We start from the raw sequence: 18784 nt of genomic DNA, 5'->3' as shown, positions 1-18784 counted from the left end.
ATCGGCCGGCGGGGCTCTTCCACGAAGGGCGCTGGTCCAACCACAGCGCTTTTAGCGCAGTTCGGTGCGGGGCGCGCGCAAAAATCGGCTCTGGATCGAGGATTTCCGGGCTACCATGCTAATTGCATGGGGGCAAACGCGCTCGGCGGAGGGGGAGAGGCTATTGGGCGCGCAGGTCGAGTTCCTTCGCGCCCTCTCTGACTCGCCAATCTTTGAAGCTTGCGTTTGCCGGGCTTCGAACGACGTGTCAGACCGTGGCTTTGGGCTTCCTGGCCTTCTTGACCGGCGCCGGCGGGGCGGCCTTGCGGCCAAGGCCGATCGCCTTCGCCAGTTGCGAGCGCGAGGCCGCATAATTGGGGGCAACCATCGGATAGTCGGCAGGCAAGCCCCATTTGGCGCGGTAGGCATCCGGCGTCAGCCCGAAATGAACGCCGATATGGCGCTTCAGGGATTTGAACTTCTTGCCGTCTTCGAGGCAGATGATGTAGTCCGGCGTCACCGATTTCTTAGGATTGACGGCGGGGATCAGCGGCGCTGCCACCGGAGCGGCGGGTTGTCCGAGTCCACTTATCGACGCGCTGACGCTGGCGATGAGATCGCCGAGGCCGGAAGCGGGCAAGCGGTTCTTCTCGACGTAAGCGGACACGATGTGAGCGGTCAGCTCGAGAAGGTCGATGTCCTTGCGGGCCTTGTTGCTGTCGTCGGTCAATCTATTTTCTCCGTTAGTGGGGTCGCAGAATTCCTAGTCGGCAAATCTGCGTAACGCAATGACGCCGCACCACGCCACACATTATTTTGAATAACAATACTAACGCCCGGGCCAGATCAACAGGTCTGATCCCAAACCATTATAATATCAGATAATCAGGGATTTGTCGCGCCACAGTCGAAATCCCCCTTCGAAGGCGCGTGTGTTGTCGCCGCGCCTGCAACCGGCAGGCAATTCGTCTAACTCGTCGACATTGCCGCCGCCGATGACCACATAGTCAGGCTGCATGGCGGCGCGCAGCCGCTCGACGACGTCGAAGACGTGTTTGCGCCACTTCTTCTTGCCGCGCTTTTCAAGACCGCGTTCGCCGACATAGTCCTCGAAGCTGCCGCCCTTCTTGTAGGGAAGATGCGCGAGTTCCATCGGCTGGGCGACGTTGTCAACGATCATCGCAGCACCCAGGCCTGTTCCCAGACCCAGGAACAGCATGCGCCCGCCTTCATAGCTGCCGACTGCCTGCATCAGCGCGTCATTGACGATTTTCACCGGTTTACCGAACTGCGTTGCAAAGTTGCATCCGACCCAGCCCTTGCCGAGATTGGCGGGGTCGGTCAGCGGCCTGTTGTAATGCACCGGGCCGGGATAACCCATCGAGACGACGTCGTAAGGCAAGCCATCGGCGAGCGTCTGCACGGCCGCGATCATCTGCTGCGGCGTCAGGCCGGGTCCGGAATCGGCCCTGCGCTCCTCGCCGCCGGCGCTGGTGAGGATCTTGACGTGGGAGCCGCCAATATCGATCGCAAGCACGATGTTTTCGCTATCCGGTGCCGACTTCTTCGCCGTTTTGGCCATTGCGTCGCCTCTCGAGATCATTTCGCCGGATTGATCCAGCCGTTTGGTGGTCCGAATCCGGCCATCGCATCGGCAGGACCCCATGTCCCCGGCTCATAAAGCTGCGGCGGCGTGGTGTCGCCAAGCACCGGGCCGACGATCCGCCAGGCGAGTTCGCTGGCGTCCTGGCGGGTGAACAACTGGCCGTTGCCGTTCATGGCGTCGCCGATCAGCCGCTCATAGGGCGGCATGTCGCCCTTGCTGTCGTCGAGCGCGGTGAGATCGACCTGCTCGCCGATCATATCGTCACCGGCGGCTTTGCGTTGGGCGCCAATCGAGATCGCTACCTGTGGGTCAATGCGGAAGCGCACATAGTTTGCGTCGCCCGGTTTGATCGGGTCGAAGACGTCGAGCGGCGGCCGCTTCAGCCGGACAATGACCTCGGTGGCGTGCACCGGCATTGATTTGCCGGCGCGGATGAAGAAGGGCACGTCCTGCCAGCGCCAGGTGTCGACGAAAAACCGCACCGCCGCGAACGTCTCGACCGGCGAGTTTGGCGCGACGCCCGGCTCGCTGAGATAGCCTTTGAATTGGCCGCGCACGACATCGTCTTTGGTCAGCGTCCGGATCGCCCGCAGCACCTGTACCTTCTCGTCGATCAGATCGTCGGCCGAGCGACCAACGGGCGGCTCCATGGCAAGCAGCAGCAGGATGTTGAGCAGGTGGTTCTCGATGACGTCGCGGATGCAGCCGACCTCGTCGTAGAAGCGGCCACGGCCCTCGACACCGAAATTCTCGGCCATGGTGATCTGGACGCTCTCGACGAAATTGCGATTCCAGATCGGCTCGAGGAAGGAATTGGCGAAGCGGAAATAGAGCAGGTTCTGAATCGCCTCCTTGCCGAGATAATGGTCGATGCGAAAGATCGACTGTTCGTCGAACACCAGGTGCAGGACCCGGTTCAGCCAGCGCGCCGATTGCAGATTGTGGCCGAAAGGCTTTTCCACCATCAGGCGCGCGCCCTGGGCCGCGCCCGACTGTTCCAGCCCCTGGATGACCGTCTCGAACATGGTCGGCGGCACCGCGAGATAGTGCAGCGGGTGCTGCGCGGTTCCGAGCGCGCTTTTCAGCTTCTCGAATGTCGCGGCGCTACGGTAGTCGCCGCTGACATAGCGAAGCAGCGAGGCTAGTTTCGCGAAGATCTTTTCGTCGACCTTGCCGATGGCCTTGACGATGCCGTCGCGGGCGCGCGCCTGCAACTGCTTCAGGTCCCAGGCGTCGAAAGCGACGCCGACCACCGGCTCGGTCAGCGTTCCCTTGGCGACCATGGTGTAAAGTGCCGGGAAGATCTTTTTGTGGGCGAGGTCACCGGTCGCCCCGAAAAGCACCAGCGTGTCGGACCGTTCCTGGTTCATGAGCGTGCCTTCCCTGTCACGAGCCGGTCTTCGGCTTTTCGACATGGCCACCGAAGGCGTAGCGCATGGCGGACAGCAGCTTGTCGGCGAATTCGGATTCGCCTTGCGAGGAGAACCGGTCGAACAGGGCCGAGGACAGAACCGGCGCCGGCACGCCGGTGTCGATCGCCGCCTTCAGCGTCCAGCGGCCTTCGCCGGAATCCGAAACCCGTCCGCCAAACTGCGTCAGGGCCGAGTCGGCCTTCAACGCGCCGGCCGTCAGATCGAGCAGCCATGAGCCGATGACGCTGCCATGCCGCCAGACCTCGGCAACCTGGGCGATATCGATGTCGAACTGGTAGTATTGAGGGTTTTCCAATGGACTGGTTTCAGCGTCGGCCGTCCGCTGTCCCTTGCCTGCATTCGCCGACCTCAGGATGTTCATGCCCTCGGCATAGGCGGCCATGACACCGTACTCGATGCCGTTGTGGACCATCTTGACGAAATGGCCGGCGCCGCTCGGTCCGCAGTGGAGATAGCCGAAGGGGGCAGTTCCTGCATCCTTCCCAGGGGCGGGCACCCCGGCGTCGGCGCCCGGCGCCAGGGTGGCGAAGACCGGATCGAGATGCTGGACCGCGCTGTCGGGGCCGCCGATCATCAGGCAATAGCCGCGCTCGAGGCCCCAGACTCCGCCGCTGGTGCCGACATCGACGTAGTTCAGGCCTTTCAATGCCAGGCGCGCTGCATGGTCGACAGCCTCGTGATAATAGGAATTGCCGCCGTCGATGATGATGTCGCCCGGCTCCATCAGGTCGGCCACCTGGTCGACGATCCGGCTGGTGATCGCCGCCGGCAGCATTAGCCAGGCGCTGCGCGGCTTGGTCAGCTTGCCGACGAACTCCTCCATCGAAGCCGCTCCGATCGCGCCAGCCGTCACAAGGGCGGCGACGCTGGCCGGGTTGATGTCGTAGACCACGCATTCGTGGCCATCGCGCAGCAGGCGCCGCACCATGTTGGCGCCCATCCTGCCCAGTCCCATCATTCCGATCTGCATGTTTCTCGTCCTGGTTGTTGAGGGATAGAAGATCTATTGGTTATCCAGCTTGTCGATACCGATGGAAAAGTCGACCTTCTCCCAACAGCCGGCATCGGGCCAGAAAAAAGTAAAGACGATCGTATTGCCCGGTGGAATATCGGCAACGGGCAGGTCCGTGAGATGGATGCCGAAGGCATTCTCGGTCGTCTCGGCATCATGGACGGTTGCCCAACCGTCGCTGCTCCAATGCACCACCGCCCGGGCCAGCAGCTCGAGGCGCAGCATCTTGCCAGCGGGCATGGTGCGGAGCTTGTGGTTGAAGCGCCATGTCCGGCGCGGCGCCACGGTCCTGTCCTCGATGTAGCGCTTCACGCCTTGCGGCGGCATGTCGAAGACCGCGCCGTCGCTGAGCGAACGCAGCAGCTTGATATGCTCCGAATGCGCCCAGACCAGCGGCATGGCGCTGCCCGTCGGTCCACCGTGCCGCAGTTCGCGTTCCGGCATGTCGGGACCATCCCAGACCTGCTCGGGCAGCAGGCCGCCAGGCCCGGCTGAGGCTTCGAACGTCTCGAGCAGGCTCGCCGCTTTGTCCTTGCGCCCAGCCGCCAGTTCGTAGTGGGCGCGCTCGCCGACCAGCAGCGGCCAGGGCCGGCCCTGGCCGGTTCCATCGAAGGGCGCGCCGTCGGCGTGCTCGCCATAGCCGTCGCCGGTATAGCGATACCAGACAGGCCCCTGCGGCAGGTCGCAGCGCAGCCGCGCGTCGATGACCTTGACCGTGTCGACGATGCGCGGATCGTCGGCGGCCCTGAGGCCGAAGCGGACGAGCGCCAGCGCATCCGGGCTGACGATCGCCTCGGCCGGCCGGTCCGCGTCGCCGGGCGGCCGGTTCTTGATCGGCACATAACCATCCTTCGGCGAGGCCGCACCGGCGGTGTCGGGCGGAGCGATGCGGACGTAATAGCCTTTGACACCGACCTCTTCGCCGAGTGGAGTGCCGGTGACATAGGTCCAGCGCTCGATCTGGTCGTTCCAGACATCGGCGGTTTCCCGCAGATAATTTGCCGGCTCTGCTTTGCCGCAAGTTTCGAACATGTCGGCCGCGGCCAGCAGAGCGGCGACCTCGACGGCCAGCGTGAACGGGCTGTAGCCGGCATCCTCTTCCCAGCGGTCTTCGCCGGTGACCGGACCGTTGCGCACGACGTAGGAAGCGGCGCGCTCAACCATCGGCATGAAGGAGCGCAACGCGGCGTCTGCCAGATGCCCAGCCCGGCGCAGCGCGTCTGCGAGCAGCAGTGGAAACGCGCATTCGTCCATCTGGATGCCCGGCCAATAGGCTGATCCGTCGAGCCAGGCGTTCTGCGGCCAATGCCCATCCGGCTGCTGGATCGAGCGGAGATAGGCGAGGATCTCAAGCGCTTGCGCCGGATCGCCGGCGGCGAGGAAGCCGCCCGCGGTTTCGACCAGGTCGCGCGGCCAGACCAGATGATAGCCGCCGAGATCGTCGTCGCCCATGCTGAAGCCCCAGGGAATCGACAGGCTGGCGACGGCCGCTCCGGTGGATGAGCGGTGTGTCGCCAGAACCGCCGTGCTGACGCGATAGGTGTTTATCCCTGCTATATGCCGGTCCAACGGCAGCAAGCTAGCCTGCCAATCCCGCCATTTCTCGACATACGATTTGGCCGCGGGCTCAAAACTCCACTTCAGGCTGGCCGAGGCATTTTCCGCCGCCTCCTGCGGCGTCGTTCCGAAACCCAGCGCCAGCAACGCCTTCTGGTTCGCAGCCGAAAAGCCGATCTCGCCGGTCAGCGCGACATTGCCGTCCTCGGCCCTGCGGCAGGCCGGGTCGAGCCGGCCGCCGCGACGGAGCTGCTGCCAGCCGTCGGAGACACCGACATAGCCGGCAGAGCATGCTCCCCAGGGCAGCGACGAGGCGAGCGCCAGGCAGACGCCACGTCCCGATGCAAACAGGACAGGCTTTCCCTCGTAGTCGGCGACCCAGGCGGTGTTGGCCATGCCGGCGTTGACCAGATGCGGCGCCAGCAGTGCGTAGACACGGTGGTCGGCCACCGCACCTCTCAGCAGCGTGAAGCTGATTTCCTGCAGCAAAGCGGGACGTTCCGGATCCGTAACGATGCACTTTTCGACCCGGTAGGTGCCATCGGCGGCGGTGTTGACCAGTCCGTAGGCGGGCACTCCATCCTCGAACGGCTCAACGCTGTGCACGGCATCGCGCTTCTCTTCCGAGAAATAACCGCCGGGGCCGGTGACGACCAGCCCCATGTCTCGGGTGCAGGCGCTGTCGAGGCCGGGATAATAGACCTCGTTGAGAATGCCGTGGCTGATCGTGAACCAGATAGGGCAGGCCGGAGACAGCGCGGTTCCGACCCCGCTCTTGGCGCTTGACGTCCAGCGCGCCGGAATTCCGGGTGCGCCCAGCGCATCAGTCGGCGTCGCTGCCATCTCGATTTCGGTCTCCTGCCCCACCCCTAGACCAGGAGCCGAAGCCTTTTCAATCATTGCACCGCAAGTTGATCGTCAAACCGTCACCGATCGCTGTTGACAAGTGCGCCCTTCTAAATTTGTCTGACAATATTGAAACGAGGGTCGTCATAACAGCCACCAGCAGCCAACAACGACCAGCAATCCATGGGAGGATAACATATGAAGAAGATACTCGTCTTGAGTGCCCTTGCGGCGATGCTCGCGTCAGGCACCGCGTTTGCCGACACCAGCGACAAGAAGATCGCCTTTTCCAACAATTATGCCGGCAATTCGTGGCGACAGGCGATGCTCGACAGCTATGGCATCGTCACCAAGAAGGCGGTCGCCGACGGGGTGGTCGCAGCCGCGGACATTTTCACGACGGCCGACAAGGAAGTGCCGACCCAGGCAGCCCAGGTCCAGAACCTGATCCTGCAAGGCTATGATGCGATCGTCATCAACGCCGCCTCGCCGGACGCACTCAACGGCGCCATCAAGCAGGCCTGCGACGCCGGCATCGTCGTCGTCTCCTTCGACGGCATCGTCACCGAGCCCTGCGCCTACCGCGTGGTCGTCGACTTCAAGGACATGGGCAGGCAGGAACTCGAGCAGATGGCCAAATTCCAGCCTAAGGGCGGCAATCTGCTGGAAATCCGCGGCCTTGCCGGCACCTCGATCGATGACGCCATCCATGCCGGAATTCTGGAGGGCGTCGCCGCTCATCCCGAGTTCAAGATCGTCGGTTCGGTAACCGGCGACTGGGATCAGACCACAGCACAGAAGGCGGTCGCGACGATCCTGCCATCGCTGCCGGAAATCGTCGGCGTCGTCGATCAGGGCGGCGACGGCTATGGCGCGGCGCAAGCCTTCGCCGCAGCCGGCAAGCCGCGTCCGACCATCATCATGGGCAACCGTCAGGACGAGCTGCAATGGTGGAAGGAACAGAAGGACAAGGACGGCTACCAGACCTGGTCGGCGTCCATCGCGCCGGGCGTATCGTCGCTGGCCTTCTGGGTGGCGCAGCAGGTGCTCGACGGCCGCACTGACGTCCCGCATGATCTCTTGGTGCCCTACCTCGCCTTCACCCAGGACGATTTCGAGGCTGCGCTGCCGAAAATCCCCAAGGGTGGTGTCGCCAGCCACGAATACACGCAGGAAGACGCCATCGCGGCGATCAAAGCCAACATCAAGTGAGCGTGGCACGTTGCCAACTGCATCGCCAACTGGATATCGCTAGGGATGCCTAGGGGTAACGCAGACATCGTCAGGCTGGACGGCGCCGAAAAACATTTCGGCGCCGCCAATATCGACATCATCAGACTGGACGGCACCGAAAAACGTTTCGGCGCCGTCAGGGCGCTCGCCGGCGTCGACTTCCACGTTGGTGCCGGCGAATGCGTCGGCCTCGTCGGCCACAATGGCGCGGGCAAGTCGACGCTCATGCATATGGTGGCGGGCACGCTCCTGCCCGACAGCGGTCGGATCGCGGTGCGTGGCGCCATCGAGGACAATTATTCGGTGCCTCGCGCGCAACAGCTCGGCATTCGTTGCGTATTCCAGGAACTCTCGCTGTGCCCGAACCTCAGCGTTGCCGAGAACACGCGTATCAACCACCCGGCGCTGCGCGGTTTTGGCTGGCGGCGCAAGGCGGCCGATCTTATTGCCGCCAAGCTCGACGAGATATTCCCGGGCCACAGCATCTCCGCCTCCGATATCGCCAGCGACCTTTCCATTGGCAGGCGGCAGATGGTCGAGGTGGCGCGTGCCTTCACGGTGACGCAGGATCCGCTCGAACTGGTCATCCTCGACGAGCCGACATCCTCGCTCGACGCGCATACGGCCGGCCAGTTGCTGGCCTTCGTCAGGCGCTTTGTCGCCGGGGGCAAGAGCTGTATCCTGATCTCGCATGTTCTGGCCGAGGTGCTCGGAAATGCCGACCGCATCGTGGTGATGCGCGACGGCAAGGTCGTTGCGTCAGACGCGGCGAAGGCTTTCGACCGCGACAGGCTGGTGACGACCATGGGGGGAGCGGAAGCGCGTGAGAAGATCGCGGCCGAAATCGCGACCCAAAAGCCGGAGACCGGTCCGTTACGGGTCCGGGCCCGGCCGGCGCGGCAAGAGGACGGCAACGAACTTGTGGCGCATGCAGGCGAGATCATCGGCCTTGCCGGGCTTGCCGGCCATGGACAGACCGACCTGCTGCTCGCGATCTTCGCCGCCGCTGCCCGCGCCAAAACCGGCTTCGAGGTCACCGCGCCGGTGGCGCTGGTGGCCGGCGACCGCCAGTCTGACGGGATCTTTCCGCAATGGTCGATTGCGCAAAATATCGGCATCCGTTCGCTGGCGCGATTGCGCAACGGCCTGCTGATCTCGCCGCAGCGCGAAGCCGAGCTCGCAACTTTTTGGCAAAAAAAGATCGGCATCCGCACGCCCGACATGAACAACAACATCTATTCGCTGTCCGGCGGCAACCAGCAGAAGGCCTTGTTTGCCCGGGCGCTCGGCTCCGACGCGAAGATCGTGCTGATGGACGACCCGATGCGCGGCGTCGATATCGGCACCAAGCTCGAGGTATACGACCTTGTGCGCGAAGAGGCTGGCCGCGGCCGTACCTTCCTCTGGTACACCACGGAAACCGAAGAGCTCGACAATTGCCACCAAGTCTATGTCTTCAAGAACGGCCGGATCGTCGCCAACCTTGGTCGCGACGAGCTGACGGAGGAAAAGATCATCCAGTCCTCGTTCGGCGATGCGGCCTGAGATGACGGCAGCACCCGTCGAGACCGGCATCAAAAGTTTCTCCGAGCGCGGCAGGCTGGCGCGGGCGCGCCTGTTGCGCGGCCTGCTGCCGGCATTGTCGCTAGTGCTGGTACTGCTGGCGATCGCCTGGCTCAATCCGCGCGCCATCAGCTATTTCGGCTTCAGCCTGATGCTAAACCTGGCGATCCCGATCGCCTTGGCGACGATCGCGCAGATGTTCGTCATCGCCGGCAACGAGCTGGACCTGTCGATCGGCACTTTCGTCGGTTTCGTCGGCTGCGTCACGGCGACGTGGCTGAAGGACGCGCCGCTGGTCGGCGTCTTGATCCTGCTCGGGTCGATCGGCGTCTATGCGCTGCTCGGCGCGCTGATCCATCTGCGCAATCTGCCTTCAATCGTCGTGACGCTCGGCATGAGTTTTGTCTGGCAGGGTCTGGCCATCCTCATCCTGCCGAAGCCCGGCGGCAAGGCGCCGGACTGGCTGCTGTCGCTCATGGCCTTCAAGCCGCCTTTCATTCCCTTTCCGATCATAGCGGCGCTGCTGATCGCCGCGATCGTCCATTTCGGGCTGATGCGCACCTCCTACGGCGTGATCCTGCGCGGCTCCGGCGGCAATGCCGCGGCTCTCAGCCGCGCCGGCTGGTCGTTGCTCAAGACCAAGATCGTGCTGTTCGCATTGACCGGCCTGTTCGGCGTTTTGTCCGGCATGGCCCTGATCGGCATCACCACCTCGGCTGATGCCAATATCGGCAACGGCTATACGCTGCTTTCGATAGCCGGCGTCATCCTCGGCGGCGGCGAATTTGTCGGCGGCCGGGTATCGCCAATCGGCGCGGTGATCGGCGCGCTGACGCTGGCGCTCGCCGCCTCGCCGCTGCTGACCTTCATGCACATTCCGCCCGATTGGCAGGTGGCCGCCAATGGCGCCATCCTCATCATCGTGCTGGCGGCCCGGGTACTGATCAGCCGCAGGGAGAGGTGAGCGATGGCCTCGTTGCGGTTGCTGCTCGCCAAACCCTGGATCTGGTCCTTCATCGGCGCGCTGCTGGTTTGGCTGGCGACGATCACCTTCACCGGCGGATATGGCGGCGGCGGCATGATCACGGCGGCACTTTCGCTTGCCGTCTTTACCGTCATCGTCGGTGTCGGCCAGATGTTCGTCATCACGCTCGGGCCGGGCAATGTCGACCTGTCGCTGCCCGCCAATATCGGCCTCGCCAGTGCCGTCGCCATGAAGGTGATGGACGGCAATGACCAGATGATCGCCGTCGGGCTGCTGGCGGCGCTGGCCTGCGGCATGGCGATCGGCGCCGCCAACTATCTCTTGATCTGGGCGCTGCGCATTCCGCCGATCATCGCCACGCTGTCGGCGAGCTTCATCATCCAGTCGATCGACATCAGCTATGGCCGCGGTTTGCAGATCAAGCCGCCTCCGGGCTTTGCCAATTTCACCAACTGGCAGATTCTTGGCGTTCCGGTGCTGGCGATCCTCACCGTGCTGTTCACTATCGGCGCTGCGATCGCGCTGCAGCGCATGATCTATGGCCGTTCGGTGCTGGCGATCGGCCAGAACATTCGCGCCGCGTGGCTTGCCGGCGTCAATGTCAGCCGCATCCGCTTCCTCACCTACACGCTGTCGGGCGCGCTCGGCGGCCTCGACGGGGCGCTGCTCGCCGGCTATTTCCGCGGCGCCAATGTCGATATCGGCAATGAGTACCTACTGGCCTCTATCGCCGTGGTCGTCATCGGCGGCACGTCGGTGGCCGGCGGCAAGGCCAATGTGCCGGGCGTCTGGGGCGCGGCGCTGTTCCTGGTGCTGCTCTTGACCATGCTCAACACGTTCGGCGTCAGCGCCGGCGTCCGGCTGCTGCTGACCGGACTGATCATCGTCGGCGTCATCACCGCTGCCGGCGGCCAGAAGGCGCTGCGCTGATCGTCATCCTCGGGTCTGCGCCGCGTCGCTTCGCTCCTTGCTCCGCCCAGGATGACGATCGCTGCGGCGGCGAGGTCTTCCGCGAAAACATCCGGTTCCCATCCGGCATCGGCCCTGTAAATCGTTCGGCCGATATCATTGCGAGAGAATTGCGTGTAGCAATTTCGTCAGCGTTACCAGGGATGGCCGACGTCGCGGTCGTGAACATCGACAACCCGCCGCTCAACGCGCTGCTGGCACAAACGGACCGGCAAGGATGTTTTCAAGCCGGCGCCCCTGCTCCGGCAAATGGCAGCATCCGGCTCCTGGGAAGGCGTTGTCAGCTAAATTGCCTGAGCGAGGCCATTTTCGAAATCGTGGATTACCGAATCCGAGCGTCCATGATCTCGACGAAACGCGCGAAGAGACCCGCCTGCGACTTGATCTTGAGCTTGCGATAGATGTTGCGGCGATGAACCTTTACGGTTCCCGGTACGATGCGCATCGCCCTGGCTATCGATTCCGTGGAATGCCCCTGAAGCACCAGATCGACAACATGCTTTTCGCGCGGCGTGAGCGAAAGGCTCTTCCAGATATGAGCACGTTCGAATTCGTTGACTGTAGCCATCGCCTCGTCATGCTTCGTCTCTGCCGGTTTGTCGGCCGGAAGACCAGGCCAGCGCAGCCTGACGAAGCTGATCACCGCCGGCGCCATGTCGCGCAGTAGCCTGGTATCGGCGGTTCCGAAGGGTCCCGAAGCGTGCAGTCGCATCAGCGAGACCACCAGCGCGTCCTTTCCCGACAGCGGCACGAAGAAACCGACCTCCTCGGCCAGCTTGGTCTGGCTATAGTAGGAGCGGTAATATTCGCTGGCATAGAAGCGATCCGGCGCCAGTTCGCGCATGCGCCAAAAACCTTCCTTGCGCTCGACCGCCGCGTGGTGGAACGGGTCGAGCAGATAAGGCCCTTCCTGATAGAGCGCGACGAAGACGTGGCTTTCGGTTGGGGAGAACGTCTCGAACAGCAGCGGCGGGCGCGACGCGCCGCGATAGCCGAAGATCACACAGTGATCGAAGCTGACATGCTGCCGGAGCCAGGCGACCATCGCCTTGCCGAAAAGCTCGCCGCTCGTCTCCCGTGTCGCAGCGATGAGCGTAGCGAGCTGGTTGTATTCGTCGTTGCGCGATACGCTCAATCCATACCCCTTTAAACGATAAAATAGACCAAATATACCACCCGCGAGGTATATACTAGCCGGCATTGGCTCTGATAGCGTTTCGAGATTGTCTTGTTGCTGGAGCCGCAGCTTTGACCGCAGTACCCGATATCGAGTTTCGCGGGGTCACCAAACGCTACGGCAGCGTGACCGCGGTCAGCGGCATCGATCTTGCCATCCCGCCGTCTGCCTTTGTCGCCTTGCTCGGGCCGTCCGGCTGCGGCAAGACAACCTGCCTGCGCATGATCGGGGGCTTCGAACAGCCGAGCGAAGGCGCAGTCTTCATCCGCGGCCGCGATATGGCCGGCACGCCGCCCTATCGGCGGCCGGTCAACATGGTGTTCCAGCAATATGCGCTGTTTCCGCATCTGGATGTCGAGGACAACATCGCCTACGGGCTGCGCCAGGCGCGGCCGCGGCTGGCGTCGCGGGAGATCAGCCTGAGAGCAGGCGAGGCGCTCGCCATGGTGCGGCTTGCCGGCTACGGCCGCCGCAAGATCCACGAGCTTTCCGGCGGCCAGCAGCAGCGTGTCGCCCTGGCGCGCGCGCTGGTCAACAAGCCGGCGGTGCTGCTGCTCGACGAGCCCCTGGCGGCGCTCGACAAGAAGCTGCGCACAGACATGCAGATAGAATTGCAGAACCTGCAGCGCGAGATCGGCATCACCTTCGTCCTTGTTACGCACGACCAGGAAGAAGCCCTGTCGATGAGCGATTTCGTCTGCGTCATGAATGGCGGGCGCATCGTCCAGCTCGGACAGCCGAACGAGATCTATGACGAGCCCGCCGACCTGTTCGTCGCCGACTTCGTCGGCAAGACCAACCTGTTGAGCGGCAAGGTCGCCGGGCATTCGGGCAACCTCGTCGAGGTGGCGCTCGCCGACGGTACCGTCATTGCCGCGCGCAAGCGGACTTCGCTGCGGCAGGACGAAGCCGTTTCGGTCAGCCTGCGTCCTGAATCTTTAAGCCTCGGCGCGCCGGGAAGCGGCCGGCTCAACGGCATTGTCCGCAACCGGATCTTTCTGGGCTCGACCGCGGAATACGCGATCGAGGTTGGGGGTATCGGAACGCTGCTCGCCAAGGCCGATCACCTGATCGGCAGTGGAAATCTCTTCAAGCCGGGTGAACCCGTCGCCATCGGCTTTACAGCCGGAACGCCGCTCGCGTTTCCGGAACCCAAGAACAACGGGACCAACCAGAGGGAAAACAGACATGTCGAAATCATATCGTGACGGACTGCCGATAAGCCCCGAAAAATTCGTCGATCAATTGATGCGCCTCAAGCGCGGTTCCATCGGCCGCCGCGAGTTTCTCGGCCTCACCGGTCTTGGCATCGCAACGGCGGTGATGGCCCGCGAGCTAGGCATCATGCCGTCGCCGGCCTTCGCCCAGGAGGGTCTTGGCGACCGCATGTCGATCGCCACCTGGCCCAATTATCACGACCCGGCAACATTCGAGAATTTCAAGGCCGAGACGGGCGTCGCCGTCGAGGTCAATGTGTTCGGGTCAAACGAGGAGATGCTGGCCAAGCTGCAGGCTGGCGCCTCGGGCTGGAGCCTCTTCGTTCCGACGAACTACACCATCTCCACCTACAAGAAGCTCGACATCATCGAAGCGCTCGACATGGCCAAGCTTGCCAATTTCGACGGCTCGCAACAGGATCTGCGCTTCACCTCGGAAGGCACGATCGACGGCGTAACCTACGCGGTGCCGAAGAATTGGGGCACCACCGGATTTGCCGTCAATACCAAGAAGCTCACCAAGCCGATGACGAGCTGGAAGGAATTCTGGGACACGGCCATGTCGGAGGGCGACGGCCGGACCATGGTTCACGACTACCAGCTCACTACGATCGGCAATGCGCTGAAATATTTCGGCTTCTCGTTCAACTCGCTGAAGCAGGACGAGCTCGCCAAGGCGGAGGAATTGCTGCTGAAGGTCAAGCCGCATCTGTTTGCGGTCTCCAGCGACTATCAGCCGTCGATGCGTGCCGGCGACGCCTGGATGACGATGTGCTGGACCAATGACGGGGCTCAGCTTCACCGCGACATTCCCGAGATCGCCTATGTGCTTGGCAAGGAGGGCGGCGAGATCTGGACCGACTTCTACGCCATTCCGAAGGATGCGCCCAACAAGCCCGCCGGCTATGCCCTTCTCAACTATCTGATGGACCCGAAAGTCGCGGTCAAGGAGCATCTGGCCAACGGTGCGCCCTCCACCGATGCGCGGGTCAATGCGCTGCTGCCCAAGGAAGTGCTGGACAATCCGATCCTCTACCCGGCGGCCGATCTGCTGAAGCCGCTGGAATTCGGTGCGGCTGCGACGCTGACCGATCCGGGCCGGGCCGAACTGATGGCACGCTTCAAGTCGGCTTGAACCGGGCGGGCCATAGGTCCGATGCAGGCAACTCACCCGGCGGGCAGATGTCCGCCGGCACCCGGGCGGGTTTCAATGCGCAGCAATGTCCTTCGTCACAATCTCCTGACTGCGCTGTTGCTCGGTCCAGCAGCGGCGTGGCTGGTGGTGTTTCTGGTCTTGCCGTTCGTCGCAATCGCTGTCTTCAGCGTCGGCGAGCGGGCGCCGGAAGGCGGCTATCAGGCCGCTTTCACCTTGGCGCAATATGCCAATCTTCCGGCGCGGGCGACCGCCTTCTGGAACACGATGGTGTTGGCGCCGGCGGGCGCATTGGCCTGTCTTTTCGTCGCCTATCCGGTCGCCTATTACCTCGCTTTGCGCGCGCCGGAGCGGTGGCGGTTGATCCTGCTTGCGCTCGTCGTCATCCCGTTCTGGACTAGCCTGCTGATGCGTACCTACGCCTGGATGTACGTTCTGGGTGGGCGCGGCATCCCGGCGTTGCTGACCTATGTCGGGTTCGAAGATGTGCGGCTGATCAACACGCCGGGCGCGGTCCTGCTCGGCATCGTCTATGGCTATCTGCCGCTGATGATCCTGCCGATCTATGTCAGCCTCGAGCGGCTCGATCGCCGACTGCTGGAAGCCTCCGCCGATCTCGGCGCAATGCCGATCTCGACATTCCTTGGCGTGACGCTGCGGCTGTCGCTGCCGGGTGTAATGACCGGCTTCTCACTGGTGATGATCCTACTGCTCGGCGAATATCTGATCCCGACACTGCTCGGCGGCGGCAAGGTGTTCTTCATCGGCAACGCGCTGGTCGATCTGTTCCTGCAATCACGCAACTGGCCGTTCGGATCGGCAATCGCGATCACGCTGGTTCTGGTCTCGGTGGTGGTGCTGATTGTCGCCAACCGCATTTCGACCCGGCTTTCCGGCGCGCGCCGGGTGGACCTGATCTGATGCGCGCCTTCGTCGTTGCGGTCTTTGCCTTCCTGTACCTGCCGATCGCGCTTGTGGTGCTGTTCTCCTTCAATGCCGGTCGCCACGCCAGCGAATTCACCGGCTTTTCGGTGCAGTGGTACGGCAAGGCGCTGTCGAACCCGTTCCTGGTCGAAGCGCTAAAGAATAGCCTGTTCATCGCCACCACCAGCGCCTTGCTCGCGGCGCTGTGCGGCACGGCGGCGGCGCTTGGCCTGGCGCGTGTCGGCGCGCGGACACGGGCCGTATTCGATGCGCTTTTGGGTGCTGCGATCGTCGTCCCGGGCGTCGTCATCGGCATCTCGACGCTGGTCGCGCTCGTCCAGCTATTTGGGGTCGTCAATCCGTTTCTCGCGTCGCTGTGGCCGAACGACCAGCCGCCACGCCTGGCGCTCGGCTACGGCTCGATCATCGCCGCGCACGGCCTGTTTTCGATGGCGCTGGTGGCGATGATCGTCGGCACACGCCTCGGCAGCCTCGACCGCAATCTGGTCGAGGCCTCGAGTGATCTTTACGCCACCCCGCTGACGACCTTCCGCAGCATCGTGTTGCCGCAGATCATGCCGGCGGTGATCGCCGGCTTCCTGCTCGCCTTCACCTTCTCCTTCGACGATTTCATCGTCGCCTTCTTCGTCGCCGGCGCACAGACGACGTTGCCGATCTATGTCTTTGCCTCGATCCGGCGCGGGGTCACGCCGGAAATCAATGCCATCGCGACGATCGTCCTCGTCGCCTCCGTTCTGCTTGTGGTGCTTGCCCAATGGCAATTGCGCCGACGCAACCCATCAAACTGAAAGTCGCATCATGATTCTGAAAGATCGCATTGCCGTGGTGACGGGCGCCGGCTCGGGCATCGGGCGCGCCGGTGCCATGGTCATGGCCAGGGAAGGCGCGGTGGTGGTGGTCGCCGACAGGGATCAGCCTGCGGGCGAAGCCACGGCTTCCGGCATCCGAGCAGCCGGCGGCCGGGCCGAAGCGGTCGCGACCGATGTTGGCCAGGACGCGGCGGTCGAGCAACTCATTGCGGACACACTGGGCAAACATGGCCGGATCGATATCCTGCACAACCATGCCGGGGTCCAGGTCGGCGGCACGCTGACCGAAGTCGGCATCGACGGCATGGATGCCTCCTGGCGGATCAACGTACGGGCGCAGTTCCTCGCGGCCAGGCTCGTCATGCCATCGATGATCGAACAGGGCGGCGGTGTCATCTTGAACACCGCCTCGAATTCGGGTGTGTTCTACGACCGCGAGATGATCGCCTACGCAACCTCAAAACATGCCGTGGTGGCGATGACCCGGCAGATGTCGCTCGACTATGCCAAACACAATGTCCGCGTCAACGCGCTCTGCCCGGGCTGGGTCGACACGCCCTTCAACGAGCCGTTCATCGCCCAGATGGGCGGGCGGGACGCGATCGAACGCTACGTTCGCACCAAGATTCCCATGCAGCGCTGGGCCAGCGCGGAAGAAATAGCCGAGGCGATCCTGTTCCTCGTCTCCGATCGCTCGTCCTTCATGACCGGCCAAGCGCTGGTGATCGACGGCGGCGAGAGCATCGGCTGACGCAGCCGTTCATATCTCATACGTGCTTGCGGCCGCCGGCTTCGCGGAACCAGCTGTCGGGATAGGGATACCACCAGCCTTGGATCGCTGGCTTGTGGTCGATGATCACCATCTTCGAGCGGCGGAAGGCATCGAGCCCCTGGCGTCCCAGTTCGCGGCCAAGGCCCGACGCCTTCCAGCCACCGAACGGCAGCGCGTCATTGTCGATCAGCGGATTGTTGACCCAGACTATGCCGGCTTCGAGCCGCTCCGCAGCCTCATGCGCTTCGGCGAGATCGGTGGTGAAGACCGAGGCGCCGAGTCCGAACGGGCTGTCATTGGCAAGCGCTATTGCCTCGTCGAAATCCTTGACCCGGCAGATCGCGGCGACCGGTCCGAAACACTCTTCGCGCACGATCGCCATGTCGGGGGTCACGCCGGTCAGGATCGTCGGCTCGTAGAACCAGCCGACATTATGCGCCGGCGGAATGCGCCCGCCGGTGACGGCCTTGGCGCCGCTGCGGATCGCATCATCGACCAGCCGCATGACTTTCGCCCGCGCCGCCTCGCTGACCAGCGGTCCGATCTCGGTCTTGTCCAGCCCGTTGCCGATGCGCAGCGCCCGTGTCTTCTGCGCAAACAGCTCGACAAAACGGTCGTGGACGGCATCGACGACGAAAAAGCGTTCGGCCGAGGTGCAGACCTGGCCGGTGAGATGGAAAGCGGCGGTGACGCTGCCGGCCGCCGCCACCTCCAGCGGGGCGTGTTGGCTGATTATCAGCGGATCGCTGCCGCCGGCCTCGATAACGCAAGGCTTCATGCGTTCGGCGCAAGCGACGGCTACAGCCTTGCCGGCGGCAACCGAGCCGGTGAAGGCGACCGCATGCGTGCGGTCCGAAGCGATCAGCGCCTGCGCGGTAGCCGCACCACCCGGCAGGCAGGAAACCAGGCCTTCAGGCAGAGAGCGGAACACCGTCATGTAATCCAGCGTCGACAATGTCGTCGCTTCGGCCGGCTTGATCACGCAGGCGTTGCCGGCGGCGAGCGAGGCGGCGACGGTCCAGCACATCAACAGGATCGGAAAGTTGTAGGGCATGATGTGCACCGACGTGCCGTAAGGCTCGTAGCGCGCATATTGGAACGAACCGGTCTGCGTCGTGCCGGCAATCTTGCCGGCGTCGTCACGCGCCATTTCGGCGCAGTAGCGGAAGATCGGCGCGCAGTTGGCGATCTCGCCGATCGCTTCCGGATAGGGCTTGCCCATCTCGCGCACCATCAGCTCGGCGCAGCGCGTGAAGTCGGCCGCCTCGATGGCGTTGGCGACAGCATGCAGATGCCTGGCGCGGCTCTTGGCGTCGAGTTTTTTCCACGCCGCCTGCGCCTTCGTCGCCGCGGTGAGCACCGCATCGATCTCGCCATCGCTGGCTGCGGTGATCGCACCGACGGTTTCCAGCGTCGCCGGATCGATCACCGGTTTTGCTGCGCCGGTCATCGGCCGATAATCGGGATTGACGAAGAAGGTCGGCCGGTCAGGTGAAAAATCCATTCTGTCCTCCCGTGTGCACGGAGC

General features: G+C 63.5%; 16 protein-coding genes. 9 read left to right on the top strand and 7 right to left on the bottom strand.

The features are described from left to right. Positions 1-247: 247 nt before the first annotated feature. The 5 genes from AC0L3I_RS02310 to AC0L3I_RS02290 all read right to left on the bottom strand — a co-directional run bounded on the left by AC0L3I_RS02310 (position 248) and on the right by AC0L3I_RS02290 (position 6430). Positions 248-709, bottom strand: coding sequence for a Ros/MucR family transcriptional regulator (locus AC0L3I_RS02310; protein ID WP_123148847.1), 462 nt, complete (start codon positions 707-709; stop codon positions 248-250). 147 nt (positions 710-856) lie between these two features. Beyond that, positions 857-1561: an ROK family protein gene (locus AC0L3I_RS02305; RefSeq protein ID WP_473525832.1), complete on the bottom strand. Its 705-nt coding sequence runs from the start codon at positions 1559-1561 to the stop codon at positions 857-859. A gap of 17 nt (positions 1562-1578) precedes the next feature. Next, positions 1579-2955 (bottom strand): glucose-6-phosphate dehydrogenase, encoded by a 1377-nt coding sequence (zwf, locus tag AC0L3I_RS02300; protein WP_473525831.1) that lies wholly within the window; start codon positions 2953-2955, stop codon positions 1579-1581. A gap of 16 nt (positions 2956-2971) precedes the next feature. Further along, a complete protein-coding gene (gene gnd / locus AC0L3I_RS02295; protein ID WP_473485896.1) occupies positions 2972-3988 on the bottom strand; it encodes a phosphogluconate dehydrogenase (NAD(+)-dependent, decarboxylating) in 1017 nt (338 codons plus the stop codon). Between the two features lie 33 nt (positions 3989-4021). Next, positions 4022-6430, bottom strand: coding sequence for a glucan 1,4-alpha-glucosidase (locus AC0L3I_RS02290; protein ID WP_473525830.1), 2409 nt, complete (start codon positions 6428-6430; stop codon positions 4022-4024). A gap of 201 nt (positions 6431-6631) precedes the next feature. Here AC0L3I_RS02290 and AC0L3I_RS02285 point away from each other — a divergent pair, with 201 nt between their 5' ends. Genes AC0L3I_RS02285 through AC0L3I_RS02270 form a run of 4 tightly spaced genes read left to right on the top strand, consistent with a single transcriptional unit; the run spans position 6632 to position 11144 of the window. Next, complete coding sequence (locus AC0L3I_RS02285; protein ID WP_473525829.1) at positions 6632-7645, top strand: substrate-binding domain-containing protein; 1014 nt, start codon at positions 6632-6634, stop codon at positions 7643-7645. A 45-nt stretch (positions 7646-7690) separates the two neighbouring features. Further along, entirely contained in the window at positions 7691-9211 is a 1521-nt protein-coding gene (locus AC0L3I_RS02280; protein ID WP_473525828.1) for an ATP-binding cassette domain-containing protein, read from the top strand. Position 9212: 1 nt separating this feature from the next. Next, on the top strand, positions 9213-10193 hold the full coding sequence (locus tag AC0L3I_RS02275) for an ABC transporter permease (RefSeq protein WP_473525827.1): 981 nt from the start codon (positions 9213-9215) through the stop codon (positions 10191-10193). A 3-nt stretch (positions 10194-10196) separates the two neighbouring features. Further along, positions 10197-11144 carry an ABC transporter permease gene (locus tag AC0L3I_RS02270; RefSeq protein ID WP_473525826.1) on the top strand — a complete coding sequence of 316 codons (948 nt, stop codon included), beginning with the start codon at positions 10197-10199 and terminating at the stop codon, positions 11142-11144. Between the two features lie 361 nt (positions 11145-11505). Here AC0L3I_RS02270 and AC0L3I_RS02265 read toward each other — a convergent pair whose 3' ends face one another. Continuing rightward, positions 11506-12318, bottom strand: a complete 813-nt coding sequence (locus AC0L3I_RS02265) for a helix-turn-helix domain-containing protein (RefSeq protein ID WP_473525825.1) — start codon at positions 12316-12318, stop codon at positions 11506-11508. 113 nt (positions 12319-12431) lie between these two features. Here AC0L3I_RS02265 and AC0L3I_RS02260 point away from each other — a divergent pair, with 113 nt between their 5' ends. The 5 genes from AC0L3I_RS02260 (at position 12432) to AC0L3I_RS02240 (ending at position 17235) form a co-directional block, all read left to right on the top strand. Further along, positions 12432-13568, top strand: a complete 1137-nt coding sequence (locus AC0L3I_RS02260) for an ABC transporter ATP-binding protein (protein ID WP_473525824.1) — start codon at positions 12432-12434, stop codon at positions 13566-13568. After that, positions 13549-14712, top strand: coding sequence for an ABC transporter substrate-binding protein (locus AC0L3I_RS02255; protein ID WP_473525823.1), 1164 nt, complete (start codon positions 13549-13551; stop codon positions 14710-14712). The genes AC0L3I_RS02260 and AC0L3I_RS02255 overlap by 20 nt, the downstream gene beginning before the upstream one ends. A gap of 75 nt (positions 14713-14787) precedes the next feature. Next, a complete protein-coding gene (locus AC0L3I_RS02250; RefSeq protein WP_473525822.1) occupies positions 14788-15651 on the top strand; it encodes an ABC transporter permease in 864 nt (287 codons plus the stop codon). Then, positions 15651-16463, top strand: a complete 813-nt coding sequence (locus AC0L3I_RS02245; RefSeq protein WP_473485886.1) for an ABC transporter permease — start codon at positions 15651-15653, stop codon at positions 16461-16463. The genes AC0L3I_RS02250 and AC0L3I_RS02245 overlap by 1 nt, the downstream gene beginning before the upstream one ends. A gap of 10 nt (positions 16464-16473) precedes the next feature. Continuing rightward, positions 16474-17235 (top strand): SDR family NAD(P)-dependent oxidoreductase, encoded by a 762-nt coding sequence (locus tag AC0L3I_RS02240; RefSeq protein ID WP_473485885.1) that lies wholly within the window; start codon positions 16474-16476, stop codon positions 17233-17235. A 16-nt stretch (positions 17236-17251) separates the two neighbouring features. On the opposite strand, the gene AC0L3I_RS02235 is transcribed toward AC0L3I_RS02240, so the two are convergent. Beyond that, positions 17252-18760 (bottom strand): aldehyde dehydrogenase family protein, encoded by a 1509-nt coding sequence (locus tag AC0L3I_RS02235; RefSeq protein WP_473525821.1) that lies wholly within the window; start codon positions 18758-18760, stop codon positions 17252-17254. Positions 18761-18784: the final 24 nt, after the last annotated feature.

It is taken from the genome of Mesorhizobium sp. WSM4840 (assembly GCF_055811755.1).
The sequence above is the reverse complement of the archived record's forward strand: the minus strand, read 5'-3'. Positions and strand labels throughout refer to the sequence as shown.

What these genes read in the sequence shown, in the direction of transcription:
- AC0L3I_RS02280 (WP_473525828.1), top strand. Translation starts at nt 7,691, where the DNA reads ATGCCTAGGGGTAACGCAGACATCGTCAGGCTGGACGGCGCCGAAAAA.
- AC0L3I_RS02270 (WP_473525826.1), top strand. Translation starts at nt 10,197, where the DNA reads ATGGCCTCGTTGCGGTTGCTGCTCGCCAAACCCTGGATCTGGTCCTTC.
- gnd (WP_473485896.1), bottom strand. Translation starts at nt 3,988, where the DNA reads ATGCAGATCGGAATGATGGGACTGGGCAGGATGGGCGCCAACATGGTG.
- AC0L3I_RS02245 (WP_473485886.1), top strand. Translation starts at nt 15,651, where the DNA reads ATGCGCGCCTTCGTCGTTGCGGTCTTTGCCTTCCTGTACCTGCCGATC.
- AC0L3I_RS02275 (WP_473525827.1), top strand. Translation starts at nt 9,213, where the DNA reads ATGACGGCAGCACCCGTCGAGACCGGCATCAAAAGTTTCTCCGAGCGC.
- AC0L3I_RS02235 (WP_473525821.1), bottom strand. Translation starts at nt 18,760, where the DNA reads ATGGATTTTTCACCTGACCGGCCGACCTTCTTCGTCAATCCCGATTAT.
- AC0L3I_RS02285 (WP_473525829.1), top strand. Translation starts at nt 6,632, where the DNA reads ATGAAGAAGATACTCGTCTTGAGTGCCCTTGCGGCGATGCTCGCGTCA.
- AC0L3I_RS02290 (WP_473525830.1), bottom strand. Translation starts at nt 6,430, where the DNA reads ATGGCAGCGACGCCGACTGATGCGCTGGGCGCACCCGGAATTCCGGCG.
- AC0L3I_RS02305 (WP_473525832.1), bottom strand. Translation starts at nt 1,561, where the DNA reads ATGGCCAAAACGGCGAAGAAGTCGGCACCGGATAGCGAAAACATCGTG.
- zwf (WP_473525831.1), bottom strand. Translation starts at nt 2,955, where the DNA reads ATGAACCAGGAACGGTCCGACACGCTGGTGCTTTTCGGGGCGACCGGT.
- AC0L3I_RS02255 (WP_473525823.1), top strand. Translation starts at nt 13,549, where the DNA reads ATGTCGAAATCATATCGTGACGGACTGCCGATAAGCCCCGAAAAATTC.
- AC0L3I_RS02250 (WP_473525822.1), top strand. Translation starts at nt 14,788, where the DNA reads ATGCGCAGCAATGTCCTTCGTCACAATCTCCTGACTGCGCTGTTGCTC.
- AC0L3I_RS02240 (WP_473485885.1), top strand. Translation starts at nt 16,474, where the DNA reads ATGATTCTGAAAGATCGCATTGCCGTGGTGACGGGCGCCGGCTCGGGC.